General features: G+C 72.0%; 17 protein-coding genes. 10 read left to right on the top strand and 7 right to left on the bottom strand.

Annotated features, from left to right (window positions below):
- The first annotated feature begins 138 nt into the window (after nt 1-138).
- On the top strand, nt 139-1,164 hold the full coding sequence (locus ACQPZZ_RS33790) for a GDP-mannose 4,6-dehydratase (RefSeq protein ID WP_363643818.1): 1,026 nt from the start codon (nt 139-141) through the stop codon (nt 1,162-1,164).
- A gap of 7 nt (nt 1,165-1,171) precedes the next feature.
- Here the strand turns inward: ACQPZZ_RS33790 and ACQPZZ_RS33785 are convergent, their stop codons facing one another.
- Nucleotides 1,172-3,100: a hypothetical protein gene (locus ACQPZZ_RS33785; RefSeq protein ID WP_432925787.1), complete on the bottom strand. Its 1,929-nt coding sequence runs from the start codon at nt 3,098-3,100 to the stop codon at nt 1,172-1,174.
- A 12-nt stretch (nt 3,101-3,112) separates the two neighbouring features.
- Here ACQPZZ_RS33785 and ACQPZZ_RS33780 point away from each other — a divergent pair, with 12 nt between their 5' ends.
- Complete coding sequence (locus ACQPZZ_RS33780; protein ID WP_432925785.1) at nt 3,113-3,442, top strand: hypothetical protein; 330 nt, start codon at nt 3,113-3,115, stop codon at nt 3,440-3,442.
- A 144-nt stretch (nt 3,443-3,586) separates the two neighbouring features.
- On the opposite strand, the gene ACQPZZ_RS33775 is transcribed toward ACQPZZ_RS33780, so the two are convergent.
- Entirely contained in the window at nt 3,587-4,024 is a 438-nt protein-coding gene (locus ACQPZZ_RS33775) for a cellulose binding domain-containing protein (protein ID WP_432925783.1), read from the bottom strand.
- A gap of 248 nt (nt 4,025-4,272) precedes the next feature.
- Between ACQPZZ_RS33775 and ACQPZZ_RS33770 the strand changes: the two genes are divergently transcribed.
- On the top strand, nt 4,273-5,511 hold the full coding sequence (locus tag ACQPZZ_RS33770; protein WP_432925781.1) for an ROK family protein: 1,239 nt from the start codon (nt 4,273-4,275) through the stop codon (nt 5,509-5,511).
- Between the two features lie 21 nt (nt 5,512-5,532).
- Here ACQPZZ_RS33770 and ACQPZZ_RS33765 read toward each other — a convergent pair whose 3' ends face one another.
- A complete protein-coding gene (locus tag ACQPZZ_RS33765; RefSeq protein WP_432925779.1) occupies nt 5,533-6,732 on the bottom strand; it encodes a cytochrome P450 in 1,200 nt (399 codons plus the stop codon).
- Nucleotides 6,733-6,937: 205 nt separating this feature from the next.
- Between ACQPZZ_RS33765 and ACQPZZ_RS33760 the strand changes: the two genes are divergently transcribed.
- A complete protein-coding gene (locus ACQPZZ_RS33760; RefSeq protein WP_363643829.1) occupies nt 6,938-7,294 on the top strand; it encodes an MmcQ/YjbR family DNA-binding protein in 357 nt (118 codons plus the stop codon).
- A gap of 115 nt (nt 7,295-7,409) precedes the next feature.
- Here ACQPZZ_RS33760 and ACQPZZ_RS33755 read toward each other — a convergent pair whose 3' ends face one another.
- On the bottom strand, nt 7,410-8,078 hold the full coding sequence (locus tag ACQPZZ_RS33755) for a TetR family transcriptional regulator (RefSeq protein ID WP_432925776.1): 669 nt from the start codon (nt 8,076-8,078) through the stop codon (nt 7,410-7,412).
- Nucleotides 8,079-8,286: 208 nt separating this feature from the next.
- Here ACQPZZ_RS33755 and ACQPZZ_RS33750 point away from each other — a divergent pair, with 208 nt between their 5' ends.
- Nucleotides 8,287-9,354 carry an acyl-CoA dehydrogenase family protein gene (locus ACQPZZ_RS33750; protein WP_432925774.1) on the top strand — a complete coding sequence of 356 codons (1,068 nt, stop codon included), beginning with the start codon at nt 8,287-8,289 and terminating at the stop codon, nt 9,352-9,354.
- Nucleotides 9,354-10,526, top strand: coding sequence for an acyl-CoA dehydrogenase family protein (locus ACQPZZ_RS33745; RefSeq protein WP_432925772.1), 1,173 nt, complete (start codon nt 9,354-9,356; stop codon nt 10,524-10,526). The genes ACQPZZ_RS33750 and ACQPZZ_RS33745 overlap by 1 nt, the downstream gene beginning before the upstream one ends.
- Nucleotides 10,527-10,591: 65 nt before the next feature.
- On the opposite strand, the gene ACQPZZ_RS33740 is transcribed toward ACQPZZ_RS33745, so the two are convergent.
- A complete protein-coding gene (locus ACQPZZ_RS33740; RefSeq protein WP_432925770.1) occupies nt 10,592-12,640 on the bottom strand; it encodes a hypothetical protein in 2,049 nt (682 codons plus the stop codon).
- Nucleotides 12,641-12,914: 274 nt separating this feature from the next.
- Here ACQPZZ_RS33740 and ACQPZZ_RS33735 point away from each other — a divergent pair, with 274 nt between their 5' ends.
- The 4 genes from ACQPZZ_RS33735 to ACQPZZ_RS33720 are packed head-to-tail and all read left to right on the top strand — an operon-like array spanning nt 12,915 to nt 16,362.
- Nucleotides 12,915-14,072, top strand: coding sequence for an ABC transporter ATP-binding protein (locus ACQPZZ_RS33735; protein WP_432925768.1), 1,158 nt, complete (start codon nt 12,915-12,917; stop codon nt 14,070-14,072).
- Entirely contained in the window at nt 14,069-14,743 is a 675-nt protein-coding gene (locus ACQPZZ_RS33730) for an ABC transporter permease (protein WP_363643841.1), read from the top strand. The genes ACQPZZ_RS33735 and ACQPZZ_RS33730 overlap by 4 nt, the downstream gene beginning before the upstream one ends.
- A complete protein-coding gene (locus tag ACQPZZ_RS33725) occupies nt 14,740-15,402 on the top strand; it encodes an ABC transporter permease (protein WP_363643843.1) in 663 nt (220 codons plus the stop codon). The genes ACQPZZ_RS33730 and ACQPZZ_RS33725 overlap by 4 nt, the downstream gene beginning before the upstream one ends.
- 39 nt (nt 15,403-15,441) lie before the next feature.
- Complete coding sequence (locus tag ACQPZZ_RS33720; RefSeq protein WP_363643845.1) at nt 15,442-16,362, top strand: ABC transporter substrate-binding protein; 921 nt, start codon at nt 15,442-15,444, stop codon at nt 16,360-16,362.
- 42 nt (nt 16,363-16,404) lie between these two features.
- On the opposite strand, the gene ACQPZZ_RS33715 is transcribed toward ACQPZZ_RS33720, so the two are convergent.
- On the bottom strand, nt 16,405-17,541 hold the full coding sequence (locus ACQPZZ_RS33715; protein ID WP_432925765.1) for an SGNH/GDSL hydrolase family protein: 1,137 nt from the start codon (nt 17,539-17,541) through the stop codon (nt 16,405-16,407).
- 307 nt (nt 17,542-17,848) lie between these two features.
- Entirely contained in the window at nt 17,849-19,711 is a 1,863-nt protein-coding gene (iolD, locus tag ACQPZZ_RS33710; protein ID WP_432925763.1) for a 3D-(3,5/4)-trihydroxycyclohexane-1,2-dione acylhydrolase (decyclizing), read from the bottom strand.
- Nucleotides 19,712-19,857: the final 146 nt, after the last annotated feature.

The following is a 19,857-nucleotide window of genomic DNA, read 5'->3' as shown; positions in this document are numbered from 1 at the left end:
ACCCTGCCCGACCTGGGGACTTGGCTTACTCGAACGAGATTCGGTGTAACGCGTTCTAGTGGGTGTATGCAGGCGAGGCCGGGCAGGACGGTACATTCGCCTCTCATAGGCCAAGTTGGGCGCTACGAGGAGGATCCGTTGGCCAGGCGTGCGCTGATCACCGGCATCACCGGTCAGGACGGCTCCTATCTCGCGGAACACCTGCTGAGCGAGGGATACGAGGTCTGGGGCCTGGTCCGCGGGCAGGCCAACCCGCGCGTCCCGCGCGTGCGCCGGCTCCTGCAGGACGTCCGGCTGGTCCGCGGTGATCTGCTCGACCAGGGCTCGCTGATCTCGGCCGTGGAGAAGGTGCAGCCGGACGAGGTCTACAACCTCGGCGCGATCTCGTTCGTGCCGATGTCGTGGGAGCAGGCCGAGCTGACCGCCGAGGTGACCGGCATGGGTGTGCTCCGGGTGCTGGAGGCCATCCGCGTCTGCTCGGGGATCACCGCCTCGCGCGGCACGGCCGCCGGGCAGATCCGCTTCTACCAGGCGTCGTCCTCGGAGATGTTCGGGCAGGTCAGGGAGACGCCGCAGACCGAGCGCACGCCGTTCCACCCCAGGTCGCCCTACGGCGTGGCCAAGGCGTACGGGCACTTCCTCACGCAGAACTATCGCGAGTCGTACGGGATGTTCGCGGTGTCGGGGATCCTGTTCAACCACGAGTCGCCCCGGCGGGGCGCCGAGTTCGTCACCCGCAAGGTCTCGCTGGGCGTGGCACGGATCAAGCTCGGGATGGCCGCGGAGCTGCGCCTGGGCAACCTGGAGGCGCGCCGTGACTGGGGCTTCGCCGGCGACTTCGTCCGGGCGATGCACATGATGCTGGCGGCCGGCGAGCCCGAGGACTACGTCATCGGCACGGGACGCACGCACTCGGTGCGCGAGCTGGTCGAGGCGGCGTTCGCGGCCGCCGATCTGGACTGGGAACGGTACGTCGTCTGCGACGCGTCCCTGCACCGCCCGGCGGAGGTCGACCTGCTGTGCGCCGACCCGAAGAAGGCCCGCACCCAGCTCGGCTGGGAGCCGACGGTGTCGTTCGAGGAGCTCGTGGCGATGATGGTCGAGGCCGACCTGCGCCTGCTCGCCGACGGCGGCGACCCCGAGCAGGACTCCTCCTGGGCCTGACCGGGAGTCACGGGGGAGTGAGATCCCGGCTCACCGCCTCCGCGACCTTGCGGATGCCGTGTTCGAGACGGCGGAAGTAGGTGGCCCTGGACAGGTGGAGGCGATGCGCGAGGAGGTCGTGGCCTCCGGCGCGGGCGAGGTAGTACAGGCGGAGGATCTCACCGGCCTCGGCGTCCACGGCCGACGCCGACGACGCGAGCGCCTCCACGGCCTGCCGCAGGAGATCGGCGAGCGCGGGCGCCGGGCGCGGGCCCGATGCGGCCGCCCGGGTCGGTGCGCGAAGGTCCCGCAACGCGGCGCGGACGAGTTCGGCCGTCCGGCCGGGTCCCGCGGAGTGAGGGTCCTGCATCCGCCGCAGCCATCCGGACAGGTTCTGCGGCGTGAACGTGCGGGTGTAGAGGGCGCTCGGCCGGCCGCACCGGTAGACGTCGTGCCGCGTGTCGCCCATGCGGCGCAGGCCGAAGCGCGCCGCCATCTCCTGGTAGGGGATCCACGGCGTGGACACGACGAGCCGGCCGCAGTCGATCCCCGCGGTGAGGATGTGGCGGACGAGTGCGGGCTGAGCCCGGGCGAACTGCGGCTCGACCGCCATCATGCCGACGACCCATCCGGACCGCCCGAGGTTCAGCACCGTGTCCGCGTACTGCTGGAGCAGCGGCTCCAGCGCCGGTGCGCCGCCGGGATCCAGCGGCGTGAGGTTGACCATCCCCACCGCGTGATCGTCGGTGTCCACCGCGAGATGGAAGCCATGGTCGGCGCCGGAGAGCCACAGATCCCGCATCCGCTCCACCTGGCGTTCCGCCAGGCCCTCGGCGTCGCCCCACAACCGGATCAGGCGGCCGATCGCCTCGTCGTCGCCCTCGCCCGCGCGCCGGATCGAGAACTCGCCGCGCCCGTCGGCGTACAGATCACGGCGCGCACGTCGGTTCCCCGACAGGTAGAGAACCTGGTCGGCGAGCCGGGCCCGCAGCGGTGGGTCGGCGGTGCGGGCCAGCTGGCGGTGCCGATGCTCGGCGGCCCGGGCGGCCATGTCGTCGCGGAGCACCGGGTGACGCCAGCGATAGGCGAGATCGAAGAGCGTGCGGTACGGCTCGGCGACGGTCAGCCCGTGCCGGTCCGGGCGGATCACGCTCAGCCTTCCCAGCCGCGTGAAGGCCCCGGGCGGAAGCCGTGTCAGGGCGGTGAGGAGATCCTCGTCCGCTCCGTCGACGGCGGCGACGATCGCCAGCACCTCGGGAGGAATCCCCCGGGACTCCACGCCCAGGCGAAGCAGGACCTCGGAGGCGGCCGCATCGGCCGGCGCGCCCTCGGGGCCGGGTTCGCCGCCTCTGCGGATCGCCCGGCACAGCGAGTCCGCGATGAGCGGGATCCCGCCGCTGAGCCGTACGACCAGGTCGGCGCGCGCCGGGTCCGTCACCCCGAGCGCACAGGCGAGCCCGCGGATGTCGGCGGGCGACCACGGCCCGAGCTCGACGGTGACGAGCGGCCTGTGCGCCCACCCGGGCCGTGAGGCCAGGGGCAGCCGGCCGGCGATCAGGAACCGGCCGCGACCGGCCCGGTCCAGGAGACGCGCCGCCGCGGCCGCACGGCGGTCGGTGTCGACACCGTCGATGGCGAGCGGAGCACGGCCGTCCAGGTCGCCGTCAGCCGGCGTATGGACCTCGGCCGGCGTGCGGAGGTCCACGAATCCGGACGACAGCGTCGCGAGCAGACGGCTCTTGCCGACGCCGAGCGGGCCCGCGACGTTGACGATCGCCGACGCACCCGCCTCGTCCAACGCTGCGACGACAGCACGGGCGGCCTCCTCGAAGGCGGCCGGTGGGTCGTGCGCGCCGGCGGGCCGGTGCGCGGAGGCGGGAAGGTTGAGACCCGGCTGAGACTTCGCCGTGGGCGGGCGCGGATACGTTCGGATCACGTCGAACACGGAGTCGAACACGGAGAGGTGACCATGTTCAGTGTCATCCGCGCACGCGCCGGCGCCGCCGCCGCCGTCGTCATCGGCGCGATGAGCGTCCTCGCTGTGACCGCCCGGCCCGCCCAGGCCGCCGTAGACCCGGCCAACTGCCAGTTCAGTTACAACCTGTCGGTCGGACGCGTTGCCGCCGACTGCTGGAACAGCACAGGGTCGGGGTGGTACATCCAGCTCACTTGCGAGCGCTTCAGGAACGGAAGCCATTACTACGCCAGGGGATCGATCGTCTACGGCAGCGGCGTGTCGGCCGCGCAGTGCGACGCGCACACCTCGGAGATCGCCGACGTCGAGATCGTCAACATCTGAGCCGGCGTTCACCGGATCGCACGCCTGCGGCCGGTGCCCGGCGGTGTTCCGCGAGCGGGAGGCCTGCCGGCCTCCCGCCGTCGTCCCGCCGGCCTGCCGGGCGCTCTTGTCGGAGGTCACGATCCGTCCGCTCGGAACGGCTCCCTAGGAGATGTCCGTGTAGGTCACTCCGCAGGGCACGCCGTTGAGAGTGAAGTCGGTCGGTTTGTCGTTGACCCCGCTGTAGGTGCCCTGGAAGCCGAGGGAGGTGCTCGCGCCGGGGGCGATGCTCTTCACCCAACTGGGGTTGACGGCCTGGACGCTCGGGGGTGTCTGCGTCCAGGTCGCGCTCCAGCCGATCGTGATCTTCTGGTCGCCGGAGAACAGGAACTGCAGGATCCACGGGCTGAAGGGCTTGGAGCCGGTGTTGGAGATCGTCAACAGGGCGGTGAAGCCCGTGGCCCAGTCGGCGCTGGCGTAGGTCACCTCGCACCCGTAGCCGGGCGGGGGCGAAAGGGCCGCCGCGTGAGCGGGGGCGGCCGACAGTGCGGCCAGCAGGAGACCGGCCGCTGCGATGCCGGACGATGTGCGGGAAGAGCGCATGGATCCCCCTTCGGGACGCGCGCCCGCGATGCGGGGCGATGGGGCGGGAAGGGCGGTTCCAGCGAATCGTGAGCCGCCGCACGCACGCTGTCAAGATCTCCCCGTACCCTTGCCGCCCGGTCTCGCCCGCCCATGCACAACCGCTGATCCGCGTGCGGAGGCGGGAGGACGCCTGCCGGCAGTCGGCGCAAAATTGACACAAAACCTACCAATTGTGCATCCTTTTCGCCATGCGATCGAATGGCCTCGTGTCTTATGGCCTGGCGTCCGCCGGCCCGGTGTCCGCGGTGCGGCGCGGGCACGAGCAGGCCGTGCTCGGCCTGCTGCGCGGGCACGGCCCGCTCAACCGGGGCGAGATCAGCCGGCGGTGTGGTCTGTCGCGCACGACCCTGCACGACACGCTCAGCGGGCTGCTGGCCACGGGCGCGGTGGTCACCGCGGTGCCGGACGAGGGACCACGCGGCCGGGGGCGTCCGGCCGAGAAGCTGATGCTCAACACCTCGGTGGGCCAGGCCCTCGGCATCGACTTCGCCCGGCGTGCGGTGCACGTCGCGGCCGTCGGCGTGACGTACGAATTGGTGGGCTCGGCGGGGGAGGCGCACGCGCCAGGTCTGCCGTGGCCGGATCGGGTGGCCCTCGCCGAACGCCTCGTCCGCGGGCTTGCCGGCGCGGAGACGTGGCGCAGGGCGCTCAGGGGCGTCGGCGTGGGCGTCGTGGGGCCGCTGGCCGGGGCGCAGGACGGGACCCTCTCCGGCGTCGGGACTCTGCTCGGGGAGCGCTTCGGCGGGCCGGTGCTGCTGGACAACAACACCAGGCTCGCGGCGCTCGCCGAGTCGATGTGGGGCGCGGCCGCCGGCGACCGGGACGTCCTCTACCTACGACTCTCGTACGGCGTCGGCGGCGGGGTGGTGGCCGGAGGCGTGCTGCACCGCGGCGCCGACGGGGTGTCCGGGGAGATCGGCCACATTCCGGTGGACCCGGCGGGAAGGCCCTGCGAATGCGGCGGCACCGGATGCCTGGAGACCGTCGCCTCGATCAGGGCGGTGCTCGACGCCTACCGCGCCCGGGGCGGCCACGGCGACGACCTGCCCGCCCTGGCGGCGGCCGTGGCGGCGGGAGACCCGATCGCCCGGGTCCTGCTGCGCGACGTGGGCACCCAGATCGGCCGGGTGCTCGCCGCGCTGTCCAATGCGATCGGGCCCAGGGTGATCGTGATCGGCGGTGAGCTGGCCCAGATCGGCGCTCCGCTCCTTGGGCCCGTTCGGGAGGCTCTGAACGCGGGCGCGGTGCCGATCTCGCGCCACCGGCTGACCCTGCGCCGGGCGGCGCTGGGCGACGTCGCCGGCGCCCTCGGCGCAGTCGCCCTGGCGCTCGGGGACTCTCCGCTGCTGTCACGCTACCCGGCCGCGGAGCCGGATTCCGGCCCGGCAGGCGCCGATCGGAACGGCGGGGTCGCGGCCCGGCCGCGCCTGGCCCTGACCTTCTGACCCCGCCGTCCTCGCCGCCCTTCAGCCGAGGGTGACGGGCAGTGTCTTGATGCCGTTGATGAAATTGGACCTCAGCCGCGTGGCGTCGCCGCTCTGCCGGATGCCGGGCAGGCGCTGCGCCAGCACCTCGAACAGCACCCGAAGCTCCAGCTTGGCCAGGTGGTTGCCGAGGCAGAAGTGCGCCCCGCCGCCGCCGAAGCCGATCTGCGGGTTGGGGTCGCGGCCGATGTCGAACTCGTCGGGCCGCTCGAAGACCTCCTCGTCCCTGTTGGCCGACGCGTAGAAGACCACCACCTTGTCGCCCTCGGCGATCTTCTGGCCGCGGATCTCGGTGTCCGCCATGGCCGTACGCCGGAACAGGTTGACCGGGGAGACCCACCGGACGATCTCGTCGGCGGCCGTCCTGGCGAGGGAGGGGTCGTCGACCAGGCGCTTCCACTGGTCCGGATGCTCGAAGAGGGTCAGCATGCCGCCGGACGCGGCGTTCCTGGTGGTCTCGTTGCCCGCCACGATCAGCAGCAGGACGAACAGGTCGAACTCGTCCTCGGTCAGCGTCTGCCCGTCCTCGTCGGGCTGCAGGAGCCTGGTGACGATGTCGTCGCGCGGGTCCCGCCTGCGCGCCTCAGCGAGGCTGTGGGCGTAGGAGTAGACCTCGATGGCGGCGGCCTGCCCCTCCTCCGGGCCGGTGGAGTAGTCGGGGTCGTCGCTGCCGATCATGCGGTTGGACCACTCGAAGATCTTGTCGCGGTCCTCGACCGGCGCGCCGAGCAGCTCGCAGATCACATACAGCGGCAACGGTGCGGCGATGTCCCGGACGAAGTCGACCTCGGGCTTGCCCTGGATCTCGTCCACCAGCGCGTGGCAGATGTCGCGGATGTGCTCCTCCAGCCGCCCGATCTGCCGCGGGGTGAAGCCGCGGTTGACCAGAGAACGGCGCCGGGTGTGCTCGGGCGGGTCCTGGTTGAGCATCATCAGCCGCTGGAACTCGCGCTGCTCCTCCGGCATCTCGTCGAACAACGCCAGCTTGCGGGCCGAAGAGAACAGGTCGGAGTGACGGGAGACGTGGACGACGTCCGCGTGCTTGGTGATCGTCCAGAATCCGGGCCAGTCGTCCTGTCCCTCGTGCCAGTAGACGGGCGCGTTCTCCCTGAGCCAGCGGAGCTGGTCGTGCGGAACCCCGCTGCGCGCGTAACGGTCCTTGTCGACGAGGTTGATGTCCATGGGATTCACCTAATCGGGTTTGGCTGCCCTTGGTAAGAGGGACGATCGGCCTGCCGGGGGCCGGCGGGATCGGATACGGCGATCAGTCGCTTGCTCGCGCTGCTCTGCAACGTGTTCTATTGCCGTGGTCACGGCCCGTCAAGCGCCTCGGGGGTGACGGATCGCTGTCGCCGTCCTGTCGGTGGGCTCTGGTACGACTGGGCGCATGGGTGTGAGTGTCGAGGAGTTGTTGGCCATGCTGGACCGGCTGCCCGAGGTCAGCCAGGGCCAGGGCGGCGACTGGGTCTCGTTCAAGGTGCGCGGCAAGGGCTTCGGCTACCTGTGGGAGCGCACCGAGACGGTGGGCCTCAAGGCGACGATCGAGGAGCAGATCGCGCTGGTGGCCGAGCGGCCCGAGGTGTTCGAGCCGCAGTTCACCGCCGGGCGTTTCGGCTGGGTCGTGGTCCATCTGGCGAAGATCGACGCGGACGAGCTGTTCGAGCTGGTCACCGAGGCGTGGTGCCTCACCGCGCCGAAGGCCCTCGTCGAGGCGCACGAGTCCGGGCCCGGCGCGTTGCCGTAGAACTGAAACATGTTCTAACCGAATAGGGGTGATTGGACATGATCGGCTCGCGGGCGGTCATGCGAAGAGCGGATGACGTGACGCCGGCGAGCGGGGGCGCTGTCGGAACGGGAATCTAGAAACCCGCCAGCAACCTCTCGGCGGCGATCTCGATGCGGTGCTGGATCTGCTCGTAGGTGCGCCGCCCGCGCAGCATCTCCAGCAACTCCTGCACCCACACTCCGGTGAGGGAGCCGGTGAGCACGAGCTGGTCCTCCGCGGGCAGGTCCTCCGACGGTGGAACCGAGCGGCCGTTGCCGGCGACACGCAGCAGCAGGCTCGCCATCCGGTCGCCGAACGGCGCCTCCACCTCGGCCATGATCAGTGAGCGGATGAGCGCGTCGGCGAGTTCCGGCTCGCGCATCAGGCCGCGGGTCGCCCGCATCAGCACGTCGACCGCGCGGCCCGCGGGGTGTGCCGCGCTCGGCGGGCGCCGCTCGATGCTGGATTCGAGCAGGTCGATCTCCTCGCCGACCACCGCCACGACCAGGTCCATCTTGGAGGGGAAGTAGCGGTAGAGCGTTCCCAGTGCGACGCCGGCGCGCTCGGCGACCGTGCGCATCTGCATCGCCTCGACGCCTCCGCGGGAGGCGAGGGCGGCCGCCGCCTGGACGATGCGCCGACGCCGTTGGTGCTGGCTCCTGGTGCGGACACTCGGAGTGGCCGGAGCCGGATGGCCGCCCGCGCCGGAAGGACCTTCGGGGAGCGGTGGTGGAGCGTCGGCGACTGTATGCGAAGTGCGCATAGGAACACGTTATCTGATTTCGGCTCCCGCTCGGTGGTTACCCGCGGGTCACAAAAGTGCTGGCATGTTGATGACTTTCGTGTTTCCGCCGCGTGTCGCCACCGCTTCGGGGCCACCCTCTGGACAGAGATTAGAATCTGTTCTACTTTGCGGAACTGGGCGGTGATCTCGCCCCACAGGCAACTCGGCGGCACACGCGGGAGGCGCGGTGGACTTCGATCTCGACGAGACCCATGCCGAGTTGCGCGCGCTGGCCGCGTCGGTGCTGGACCGCGAGGCGGACCAGGCCAGGATCGAGGCGCACGAGCGCGGCGGCCGGCCGTACGACGCGGGGGCGTGGAAGGCGCTGGCGCAGGCGGGCCTGCTCGGCGCGTGCCTGCCGTCCGAGGCGGGCGGTGCCGGACTCGGCCCGCTCGCGGCGGCGGTGATCCTTCGTGAGGTGGGAGCCCGCGCCGCGCCGGTTCCCGCGCTGACCGGTCTGATCGCCGCGCTGACCGTCGCCGGGCACGGCACGGACGCCCAGCGGCGGGCGCTCGCGCCGTTCGGCGAGGGGGAGGAGGTGCTGACCGTCGCCTTCCGCGAGGCCGGAGCGGGCCCCGGCGATCCGCCGGCCGCGATCGCCGGGGACGGCCGGATCACCGGGCGGCCCGGGATCGTCCCGTACGCCGCCGAGGCGTCGGCCATTCTCGTGCCCGCGCGGTCCGGGTCCGGGGCCGCGCTGTTCCTCGTACGGCCCGGGGACGCGCTGTTGTGCCCGGTCCCGTCGGCGACCGGGGAGCCCGCGGCCGCGGTCATCCTCGAGGACGCGCCGGGCGAGATGGTGGGGGAGCCGGACGGCGCGGCCGTGGCCGCGTTGCGGCTGAACACCCTCGCGGCCGTGACCGCGGCCGCCTCCGGAGTGCTGGCCGGCGCGCTCGCGCTGACCAAGGGACACATCGCCACGCGCAGGCAGTTCGGCCGGGTGCTCGCCGAGTTCCAGGCGGTGACCATGCAGATCGCCGACGTCTACATCGCCGCACGCGCGCTCGACGTCGCCATGTGGACGGGGGCGTGGCGGCTGACCGAGGGGCTGCCCGCGGAGCGCGACCTCGCCGTCGCCGCCTACAACGCGGCGGGGCAGGCCGTGCGGGCGCTCTACACCTGTCAGCATCTGCACGGCGGCGTCGGCCTCGACCTGACCTATCCGCTGCACCGCTACTTCGGCCTGGGCAAGCACCTCGCCCATCTGCTGGGCGGTGAGCAGGCCCAGCTCGACCTGATCGGAGCCCTGGTCTGATGTTCATCGAACTGACGGCGGAGCAGCGGCGGCTCCGCGACGACCTGCGGGCCTACTTCGCGTCCTGCCTGACGGGCGAGGAGCGCGCCGAGATCGCCCGGGACCCGTTCGGCGAGGCGTACATGGCGCACTGCCGCAGGCTGGGCCGCGACGGCAAGCTCGGCCTCGGGTGGCCGGAGGAGTACGGCGGAGGCGGCTACGGCTCCGTCGAGCAGCAGATCTTCGCCAACGAGGTCGCCCGGGCCGAGGTGCCCTACCCCGTGATCACATTGCAGACGGTCGGCCCGACGCTGATGAGGTACGGCACGGACGCGCAGAAGGAGTTCTTCCTGCCGCGCATCCTGGCCGGAGAGTGTCACTTCGCGATCGGCTACAGCGAGCCGGAGGCGGGCACCGATCTCGCCTCGCTGCGCACGACGGCGGTGCTGGACGGCGACCACTACGTGGTCAACGGGCAGAAGGTGTTCACCTCGGGCGCCCACCACGCCGGCCACATCTGGCTGGCCGCGCGCACCGACCCGGCGGCGGACAGGCACCGGGGAATCACCATGATGATCGTCGACTGCGCGGACCCCGGATTCTCCTGGACGCCGATCACCACCATGGACGGCCGCCACCACACCAACGCCACGTACTACTCGGACGTGCGCGTCCCGCTCGACATGGTCGTCGGCGAGGTGAACAAGGGCTGGGACCTGATCGTCAGTCAGCTCAACCACGAGCGTGTCACGCTCGGGCCCGCCGGCACACTCGCGCACACCCTCGATCGTTTCGTCCGCTGGGCCAAGACCCATCCGGGCCGCGACGGCGTGCCGCTGTGGGAACACCCCGACGTACGGCGGGCCGTCGCCGAGGTGTACGCGTACTTCCGGACGAACGAGCTGCTGAACTGGCAGGTCGCGGCGTCGATGGACCTCGGCTGGCTGGGCGCGCCCGACGCCTCGGCCACCAAGATCTACGCCTCCGAGCGGGTGCAGGACGTCGGCCGGATCGTCGGCGACACGCTGGCCCGCTTCGGCGACCCGTACGACGAGGAGACGCGCGACCTGATCGAACGGATGGACCGCGGCGTCAAGGGCGCGCTCGTGCTCACCTTCGGCGGCGGCGTCAACGAGGTCCAGCGCGAGCTGATCGCCATGCTCGGGCTCGGGCTGCCCAAACCGCCACGCTGAGCGCACCCCCGCGCCCGCGCCGCGTGCAAGGTTCGGCGCCGGGCTCGTTCTCGGCTCGGCCGGGCTCAGGGCGTGAAGACCGTCGGCACGTTGAAGAAGACGATCACCGCGATGATCAGGCAGATCAGGATGCCGACGACCTCCCACAGCCAGTCGTAGTGCCGGTCGCGCTTGACGCGCCGGCCCTTGCCGGCGCTGTCGCCGCCGGACGGCTTGCCGGCGTGCTTGCTCGCCGTGTTCGTGCCCGAGGTGTTCTTGCCGGTGGTGTTCTTGCCTGCGGCCTTTTTGCCCGCGGTGCGCTTGCGTCCCGCGCGGCGGGTGCCCGCGGGCGCGGGAGCGGGGACTGCCGCGGCCGCCGGGTGGACCAGGATGTCCGGCTTTTCGGCGGGATTCCCGGCGGCGCGCTCGCCGTCCGTTCTGGGAGACGGCGGCACGTCGGCGACCCAGGCCGTCTGGAACGGCTCGGCGTGCTCTCCGGCGGCCGGATCGGCCTGCGGAGGTGCGGGAGCGAACTCGTACACGGGCGGATCGGCCGGAAGGAACGACTCGAGAGGCGGCGTCGGCGGGACCTCGCCGGACGGCTCCCCGGTCTGCGGGAAAGCCTGGGGGAACGCCCCGGTTTGCTCCGCGGTAGGAACCGGGTCGAACGGCCCCACCTGCGGGAAGGCCCCGGCGGACTCGTCCGGCTGCGGCGAGCCGGTCTTCTCGGCCGTACCGAACGCGTCGAAGGGCACCGCGAAGCGGAGGGTGTCGAACAACGCGTCCAGCGGGTCCGCCGGGTGGGGGGTGCCGGTGGTGCCGGGCGCCGGGAAGGGGTCTGCCGGGCGCGGTGGGTTTCCGAAGGCGTCGAACGGTTCCGCCGGTGGTGGTGTGGTGGTTCCGAAGGCGTCGAACGGCTCCGAGCGGTGGGGGGTGCCGGTGGTGCCGGGCGCCGGGAAGGGGTCCGCCGGTGTCGGCGCGTTTCCGAAGGCGTCAAAGGGTTGCGCCTGTGGCGCCGAGGTTCCGAACGCGTCGAACGGCTCCGTCCGGGGAGGCGCGCCGGACGTTCCGAACGCGTCGAACGGGTCCGGATGGCGGGGGACGTCGGAGGTGCCGAAGGCGTCGAACGTCTCCGGGGCGCTCTCCGTCGCGCCCGCGGCGGGCGGCGTGGCCGTGCCGGGCCGGGTGGATTCGCGCGGGGACGTCTGCGGCTCGACGGGTGCGGCCAGGGCCTCCGGTCGCTCCGCAGGCGCCGGTCGCCCGGCGCGTTTCCTACGCAGACGCCCCTCGGCGAGCGAGTTGAGCAGCGATCCGCGCAGCCGGGGCATGGGCTCGGTGGTCGCCTCGTGCTTGGCCTTGCGCCGGGAGCCCTGCGGCTGCCCGATGGCGTCGGTTTTGACCACGCACGTGTTGGTGACCTGGTCGGGGTCGCTCAGCGGCAGCGGCCAGGTCGGCGTGGTCGGCCACAGCCTCTTGGTGGCGAGCCCAGAGGGCTGCTCCCGGCCCGTGGCGGTGCTTCCCGGCTCCTCGTACGGCAGCGCCGCCAGCACCCGGTTGCGTACTGACGCGGCCGGCCGGCGCCAGGGCAGCCGGGTCAGCACGTCGCCGATGGGAGAGACGGCGATGGCGTCGTACACCTCGGCGACGGAGTCGGGCACGAACGGCGCCGACCTGGCGGCGGTGACCGCGGTCTCCAGGGTCTGGCCGAAGCGGCGTGCCGCCCCCGCGATCAGCTCCTCGGCGGTGTCGGCCGCCACATCGAGAACCAGCGAGAGCTCGGGCGCCGTGAGGCCGCACACCTCCGACAGCAGCAGGACCTCCCGCTGGTGTGGCCGGATGTCCCGGAACACCCGCTCGATCAAGGCGGTGGCGGGGTCGGCGACGGAGTCGACGGCCGGCAGGGCGTAGCTGACGTCCCGGCGGTAGATCTCCCGTCGCGCCAGGGCGTACAGCGCGGCGCGCGAGGGTGGCTCGGCGGTCGGAGCGGTGGTGAAGACGGCCACCACGGCATCGGCGGCCGACGTCGTCTCACCGAGTTGGTCGTGGCAGTAAGCGAACAACCCCGCGGCGTGACGCTCGTAGAGCTCGGCGATCAGTTCGCTCCTGGAGCGCTGACCGGTGAGCGGTGGAGTCACGACCGGCTCCTCAGAAGTTCATGGCTGGTCCGTATCGGAGGGACGCGGCGGAGGGATAGAAGAGGCGTGAGAGTAATCATGCCAACACATCGCCGCGTCACGCATCAGGAGATGCCCTATTGATAGATATCTAGGCCCGGCCGCCGCCGTAGGCTGACGGCCGGATGTTCTACGCGAAACGGGTGGCGTTGGATATCCGGGAGGTTCACGGGGAAGAGCGGATGGGCTTCGCGATGTTGGCTTGATCGCACACTCTTTCGAAGGGCGAGATGGCGTGATCACGTTCGAAGGCGTCACCAAGCGCTACCGGGACGGGACGGTGGCCGTGGACGACCTCAGCCTTGAGGTACCCACGGGGGCGATCACCGTGTTCGTCGGCCCCTCCGGCTGCGGCAAGACCACCTCCCTGCGGATGATCAACCGCATGATCGACGCCACCTCCGGCCGCATCAGTCTGGACGGTCAGGATGTGCGCGAGATCGACCCGCCGACGCTGCGGCGCGGCATCGGGTACGTGATCCAGCAGGCGGGTCTGTTTCCGCACCGGAAGATCGTCGACAACGTGGCTACCGTGCCGTACCTGCTGGGCTGGAGCAAGAAGAAGGCACGGACCCGCGCCATGGAGCTGCTGGAGCTCGTCGGTCTCGACCCGGGCCTGGCCGGCCGCTACCCCTTCCAGCTCTCGGGTGGTCAGCAGCAGCGCGTCGGCGTGGCCCGGGCGCTCGCGGCCGATCCTCCGGTGCTGCTCATGGACGAGCCGTTCAGCGCGGTCGATCCGATCGTGCGGGCCAGCCTCCAGGACGAGCTGCTGCGGCTGCAGTCGGAGCTGCGCAAGACGATCGTGTTCGTCACCCACGACATCGACGAGGCGGTCAAGCTCGGCGACACGGTGGCCGTCCTGCGCGTCGGCGGGCGGCTGGCCCAGATGGCCGGCCCGGCCACGCTGCTCACCGAGCCCGCCGACGACTTCGTCCGCGAGTTCCTCGGCCGCGACCGCGGCATCCGGCGGCTGTCGTTCATCTCGGCGAAGGAGGTGCGGCTGAGCGCGGCGCCGTCCGATCTGGCGACGGACGAGGACGGCAGGCCGCTCGGCTGGCGGACCGCGGACGGGCTCGCGGCCTACGGCACCTTCAATCCCGAGTCCGACTCGTTGCGCGCGGCACTCGACGCCGCGCTGCTGTCGCCGGGCGGCACCGCGGTCGCCGTGGACGAGGAGGGCCGCGTGCGCGGAGTGGCCGGCCGGGACGCGATCGACGAACTGCTCGCCAAGTACGCGCCGCCCGCCGCCCCCTCCCCGGGAACCGAAGCCCCGAATTCCAAAGCCCCGGGAGCCGCATCCCCGAAGGGCGAATCCTCGCGGGCCGCATCCCCGGACGGCGGATCACGCGATGACGCCTCCGGCGCCGGCTCCCCCGAGGGGGCGCCCGCGTGAACCAGGAGCCGTTGGTCCGCTGGGACTGGATCGCGCGCAACTGGGCCAACGGAGGCCCCACCGCGATCAGCGCCCTGCTGGAGAACCACGTCGTGATGGCCTTCCTGCCCGTGCTGTTCGGACTGGTCGTGGCACTGCCGCTGGGCCTGGCCTGCGTACGCTGGCGCTGGCTGTACCAGCCGACGGCCGCGCTGATGAACGTCACCTACTCGCTGCCGTCCCTCGTGCTGTTCTCGATCTTCCTGTCGGTCACCGGGCTCACCCGGTCGACCGTCGTCATCCCGCTGACGTTCTTCGCGCTCGCGGTCCTGATCCCCGCCGTGGTGGACGGCCTGGCCTCGGTGCCCGACCCCGTACGGCAGTCCGCGGTGGCGATGGGGTTCCGCCCCGTGCGCCGGCTGCTCCGGGTCGAGCTGCCGGTCGCGGTGCCGGTGGTCCTGGCCGGGCTGCGGGTCGCGACCGTGTCCAGCATCAGCCTGGTCAGCGTGGGCGCGCTGATCGGCCAGGGCGGGCTCGGCAACCTGTTCATCGACGGCTGGCAGCGGCAGTTCTACACGCCCATCGTGGTCGGGATCGTGCTCATCGTGCTGCTCGCCGTGCTCGCCGACGGGCTGCTCGTGCTCGCCCAGCGGCTGCTGACCCCCTGGTCCCGGGCGAGGAGGACGGCGTGAACTTCCTGACCGACTTCTTCGGCGACTCATCGCACTGGTCCGGTCCCGACGGCATCCCGGTCCGGCTGCTGGAGCACCTGGAGTTCTCGGCGGCGGCCTTCGTCGTCGCGGCGCTGATCGCCGTGCCGCTCGGCATGCTCATCGGCCACACCGGCCGCGGCGCGCTGCTCGTCGTGGTCGCGGCGAACGCCGCCCGGGCGTTGCCGACGCTCGGCCTGCTCGTGCTCGTGGTGCTGCTCGCGGGCGTGGGAACCGTCCTGCCGGTGCTGATCCCGCTGATCGTGCTCGCGGTCCCGCCCATCCTCGTGAACACGTACGAGGGTGTGCGGGGGGTGGACGCCGACCTGCGCGACGCCGCGTACGGCATGGGCCTGCGCGGGCGTCAGGTGCTGTTCCAGACGCTGACCCCGGTCGCGCTGCCGCTGATCCTGCTGGGCCTGCGCCTCGCCGCCATCCAGGTCGTCTCGACCGCCACCGTCGCGGCGTTCGTCGGGCTGGGCGGGCTCGGCCGGTTCATCATCGACGGCCTGGCCACCAAGACCTACGCGGACGTGATCGGGGGAGCGGTCCTGGTGGCCGCCCTCGCCCTGGCCGTCCAGTTCGCCTTCCTCCTGCTCGACCGGGTGGCCGTCTCGCCCGGTGTCCGCCAGGTCCGCTAATTCCGCTATTATCGCCCTACAATGAAGGGATTTTTCGGTATGAGACGTATCTTCGGCGTCGCGGCGGTCGCCCTGACCGCGGCGCTCACGTTATCGGGCTGCGGGGGCTCCGACCCCCTTTCCACGACCGCGTCCGCCGCTCCGTCGGCGTCGGGCTCGGGCGACGCCGCCGCCGCGAAGGTCGTCGTGGGCTCCTTCAACTTCCCCGAGAGCGTCCTGCTCGCCTCGATCTACGCCCAGGCCCTCCAGGCCAAGGGGGTCACGGTCGAGGAGAAGCCCAACATCGGCAGCCGCGAGGTCGTCTACGACCAGGTCAAGAGCGGCGGCCTGACCGTGCTGCCCGAGTACGCCGGGTCGCTGCTGGCGTTCGTCGACAAGTCGAGCACCGCCAGGACCAAGGACGAGATCCTCTCGGGCCTGAAGGCCAAGCTGCCGCCGGAGCTGGAGATCCTGGAGCCCGCGGCGGCCGAGGACAACAACTCCCTCACAGTCACCAAGGCCACGGCCGACAAGTACAAGCTGACGAGCATTGAGGACCTCGCCAAGGTGGCGAAGGACTTCGTGGTCGGTGGTCCGCCGGAGTTCAAGCAGCGCCAGGAGGAGAACTTCAAGACCGTCTACGGCCTGGAGTTCAAGCAGTGGAAGCCGACCGGGGACACCACCGCTGACGCGATCAAGAGCGGCACGGTCCAGGTGGGCAACGTGTTCACCACCGACCCCAAGATCGTGCTGAACGACCTCGTGCCGCTGCAGGACAACAAGAACGCGTTCGGCTCGGAGAACGTGACGCCCCTCGTCTACAAGGCCGGGGTGAACGACACCGTGACCTCCACGCTGAACGCGGTCTCCGCCAAGCTGGACACGGAGACGCTGGTCGGGCTGATGAAGCGGATCGCCGTCGACAAGGACGACCCGCCCGTGGTGGCCAAGGACTGGCTCACCCAGAACGGCCTGCTCTGACCCGAGCCGGGGGCCCGGAGTCCTCCGGGCCCCCGGCCGCGTCTACCACCTGAGCGGCAGCGTGGCGATGAAGTCGTCGAGCCGCTGGGAGATGATCCGGTGGTCGTGGGCCGAGGGGTGCCAGTCACAGCCGCCGTAGTCCAGCTCCGAATTGTCGTAGTACCAGTAGCGGACCCGGTCGTCGCCCCGCTCGTTGCGGTCCTGGACGATCTGCCGCGCGGCGTCGGCGAACGCCGTGGTGTTGGACATGTAGGTGGCGCTGACCACGATGATCGCGCGCTTGCCGTACCGGGCCCGGAGCTTGTCGATGAAGCCGTGGTAGGCCGTCTTGTAGGCGGCGACCAGGGACTCCGGCGTCCACGGCTCGCCCGGGTTGATGGCTGTGGAGAAGTCGTTGATGCCGAGGCCGATCACGATCAGCTGCGGGTGCCAGGTGCCCGGATTCCGCCAGACGTCGCCGGGCACGCCGATCAGGGCGCGGTCGTAGTAGGTGCGGTAGTCGGTGCCCGGCTCGATCCCGTTGTAGTTGCGCACCACCCCGCGGCCGGAGAAGGCGTTGATCTGGTAATCGGCTCCGAGGCGGCGCGCGGTGAGGGCGCCGAAGCTGACGTCGGCGTTGGTGTTCCGGTCGATCTGGCCGGGCGCGGGGCAGTCACGGGTGCCGGACATGTTGCCGTAGCCGGCGGTGTAGGAGTCGCCGATGAACTCGATCTGCCGGTGGCGATCGGCCGGCCCGGGCAGGATGGCGCCGCCGGGCGCGGCGACGAACCCGCCGAACCGGCCGGCGGACCACGGGCTCTCGGTGCGCTTGACGAGCCGCACGCTGTGCACGCCGTGGCTCAGGTTCCTGACCCAGTGGGTGGTGCGGCCGGGGGTCACCAGCGTGGCGACCGTGGCGCCGTCGACCTGGACGTCGTAGTCGTTCACCGCGTCGTCGATCACGATCCCGACCCCGCTGCCGCGGAAGCGGCCCTCGAAGTAGACGCCCGGCCAGCTGTAGCGCAGTGAGTTCCCCGCGACCTCGACCCGCCCGGCGGTGTGCACGGTGGCCGGCACGGCCGGCGCCGGCGTGCGCGCCTCCGCCGCGCCGGGCGGGGCCGCCGCGTGGGCGGCCGCCGGCGGCAGCGCGGCGGTCATCGCGAGCGCGGCCAGCGTCGTCCTCACCATTGTGTGTCGCACGGTCTCTCCTTCTGCCTGCCGATGGGGCACCGGGCTCCCTGCCGATGGCACGCCGAGCAGCCGGCGCTGAACGTTTCACGGGCACGGGCACGGCGGGGGGCTCGCCGCGTCGCCGCCGTCCGGAGGCACGACCGGCCGCGGATCTTCGGCCGAGACGCGGATGACCTGGGGGTCAACGCCCACCCTTCGCATGTGATCGGACGGATGCCGGTGGCGGGTCCGTCAACGCGTGCCGGCCCGCGCCGAGCGCAGAGTGTGCGCCCCCGCCCTGATCGTCAAGGCCCCGGACGTCAAGGCCCCGGCTTTGTCAGAGGTAGGGCCGCTGGGCGCGCTTGGCCTCCTCGTAGCGTTCGCGCGCGGCGCGCGTGTCGGCCCGCCCGGAGACCTCGGCCACCGGGACGTCCCACCACGCCTCGGCGGCCGGCGCGGGGCCGGCGACCGTCTCGACGTAAACCACGGTCGTACGCGGGGACGCGACGGCCTCGGTGAGCGCGGCCCGCAGGGCCCGCGGATCGGCCGCGGTCAGCACGTCGGCGCCGAGGCTGGCCGCGTTGGCGGCGAGGTCCACCGGCAGCCGCTCCCCGTCGAGGAGGCCGTCCGGGCCGCGCTTGCGGTAGGCCGTGCCGAGCCGCATGGCGCCGACCGACTCGCTCAGCGCGCCGATCGAGGCGAATCCCCGGTTGTCGACCAGGACGATGACGAGCTTGACACCCTCCTGCACGGCGGTGGCGATCTCCTGGGCCATCATCAGGTAGGACCCGTCGCCGACGAGCACGAACACCTCGCGCTCCGGGGCGGCGAGCTTCGCCCCCAGGCCCCCGGCGATCTCGTAGCCCATGCAGGAGTAGCCGTACTCGACGTGGTACGACTCCGGATCGGCCGCCCGCCACAGCTTGTGCAGGTCGCCCGGCATCGACCCGGCCGCGTTGACCACCACCCCGCCCGCGGCGACCTGGTTGACCGCGTCGTTGACGACGCCCAGCACGACCGGCTGGGTCAGCTCGCTCCCGCCGGAGAACCGGTCGATCTCGGCCTGCCAGGCGGCGGCCAGCTCGGCCGCCCGGCTCGTCCAGCCGGGGTCGGCCCGCCAGTCCAGGCCGTCGAGTGCCCTGAGCGCCTCGCGGGCGTCGGCGACGAGCGTCTCGGCCGCGTGCTTGGCCGCGTCGAACGCCGCCACGTTGACGTTCAGGAACCCGGCCCGGCCGAACAACGTCCGCGAGGCGGTGGTGAAGTCGCTCCAGCGGGTGCCGATCCCGATGACCAGGTCGGCCTCGCGGGCCAGGGTGTCGGCGGCGCGGGTCCCGGTGTGCCCGATCGCGCCCACCGCGCACGCGTGGTCGTACGGCAGCGCGCCCTTGCCCGCCTGGGTCTCGGCCACCGGCACGCCGTGACGTTCCGCGAAGCGGGCCAGCTCGGCGCAGGCGCCGCTGTACCCGACCCCGCCCCCGGCGACGATCAGCGGGCGGCGCGAGCCGCGCAGCACCTCGGCGGCCCTGGCCAGGGCCGCGGGTTCGGGGACCGGCCGGGCCACGTGCCAGACCCTGCGGGCGAACAGCTCGCCCGGCCAGTCGTACGCCTCGGCCTGCACGTCCTGCGGCAGCGCCAGCGTCACCGCGCCGGTCTCGGCCGGGTCGGCGAGCACCCGCATGGCCCCCAGCAGCGCGGACGGAAGCTGCTCGGGCCGGTTGACCCGGTCCCAGAAGCGGCTGACCGGCCTGAGGCAGTCGTTGACGCCGACGTCGTACGACCGGGGGTCCTCCAGCTCCTGCAGCACCGGCGAGGCGGCCCGGGTGGCGAACAGGTCGCCGGGCAGCAGCAGCACCGGCAGCCGGTTGATCGTGGCCAGCGCGGCCCCGGTGACCATGTTGGTCGCGCCCGGCCCGATCGAGCTGGTGCAGGCGAGGGTGGACAGCCGGCCGGACTGCCGGGCGTAGCCGGCGGCCGTGTGCACCATGGCCTGCTCGTTGCGGGCCGGGTAGTAGGGCAGCGGGTCGCGGGTGCCCGCGCCCTGCTCGGCCAGGGCCTGGCCGATGCCCGCCACGTTGCCGTGCCCGAAGATGCCCAGGCAGCCGGCGATCAGCCGGTGCTCCACGCCGTCGCGTTCGGTCCACTGCCGCGTGAGGAACCGCACCAGCGCCTGCGCGACGGTGAGTCTCGTGGTGTTCCTCATCGCGCACCCCCCGGACAACGCGTCCCCCGCCCGGCGCCCGCGCCGGCGACGACGGGCCGCCCGGTTGGTGAGGCGCGGCCCGGGGACGTCCCCCTGGAGTGACGTTCCCCGGACGGCCTGCCGTCTGACGCGGGCGGGCGATCGGT

The organism is Microbispora sp. CA-135349 (assembly GCF_050947365.1).
GTDB lineage: Bacteria > Actinomycetota > Actinomycetes > Streptosporangiales > Streptosporangiaceae > Microbispora.
Note: the sequence above shows the minus strand (reverse complement) of the source record. Positions and strands in the feature narration are given on the sequence as shown.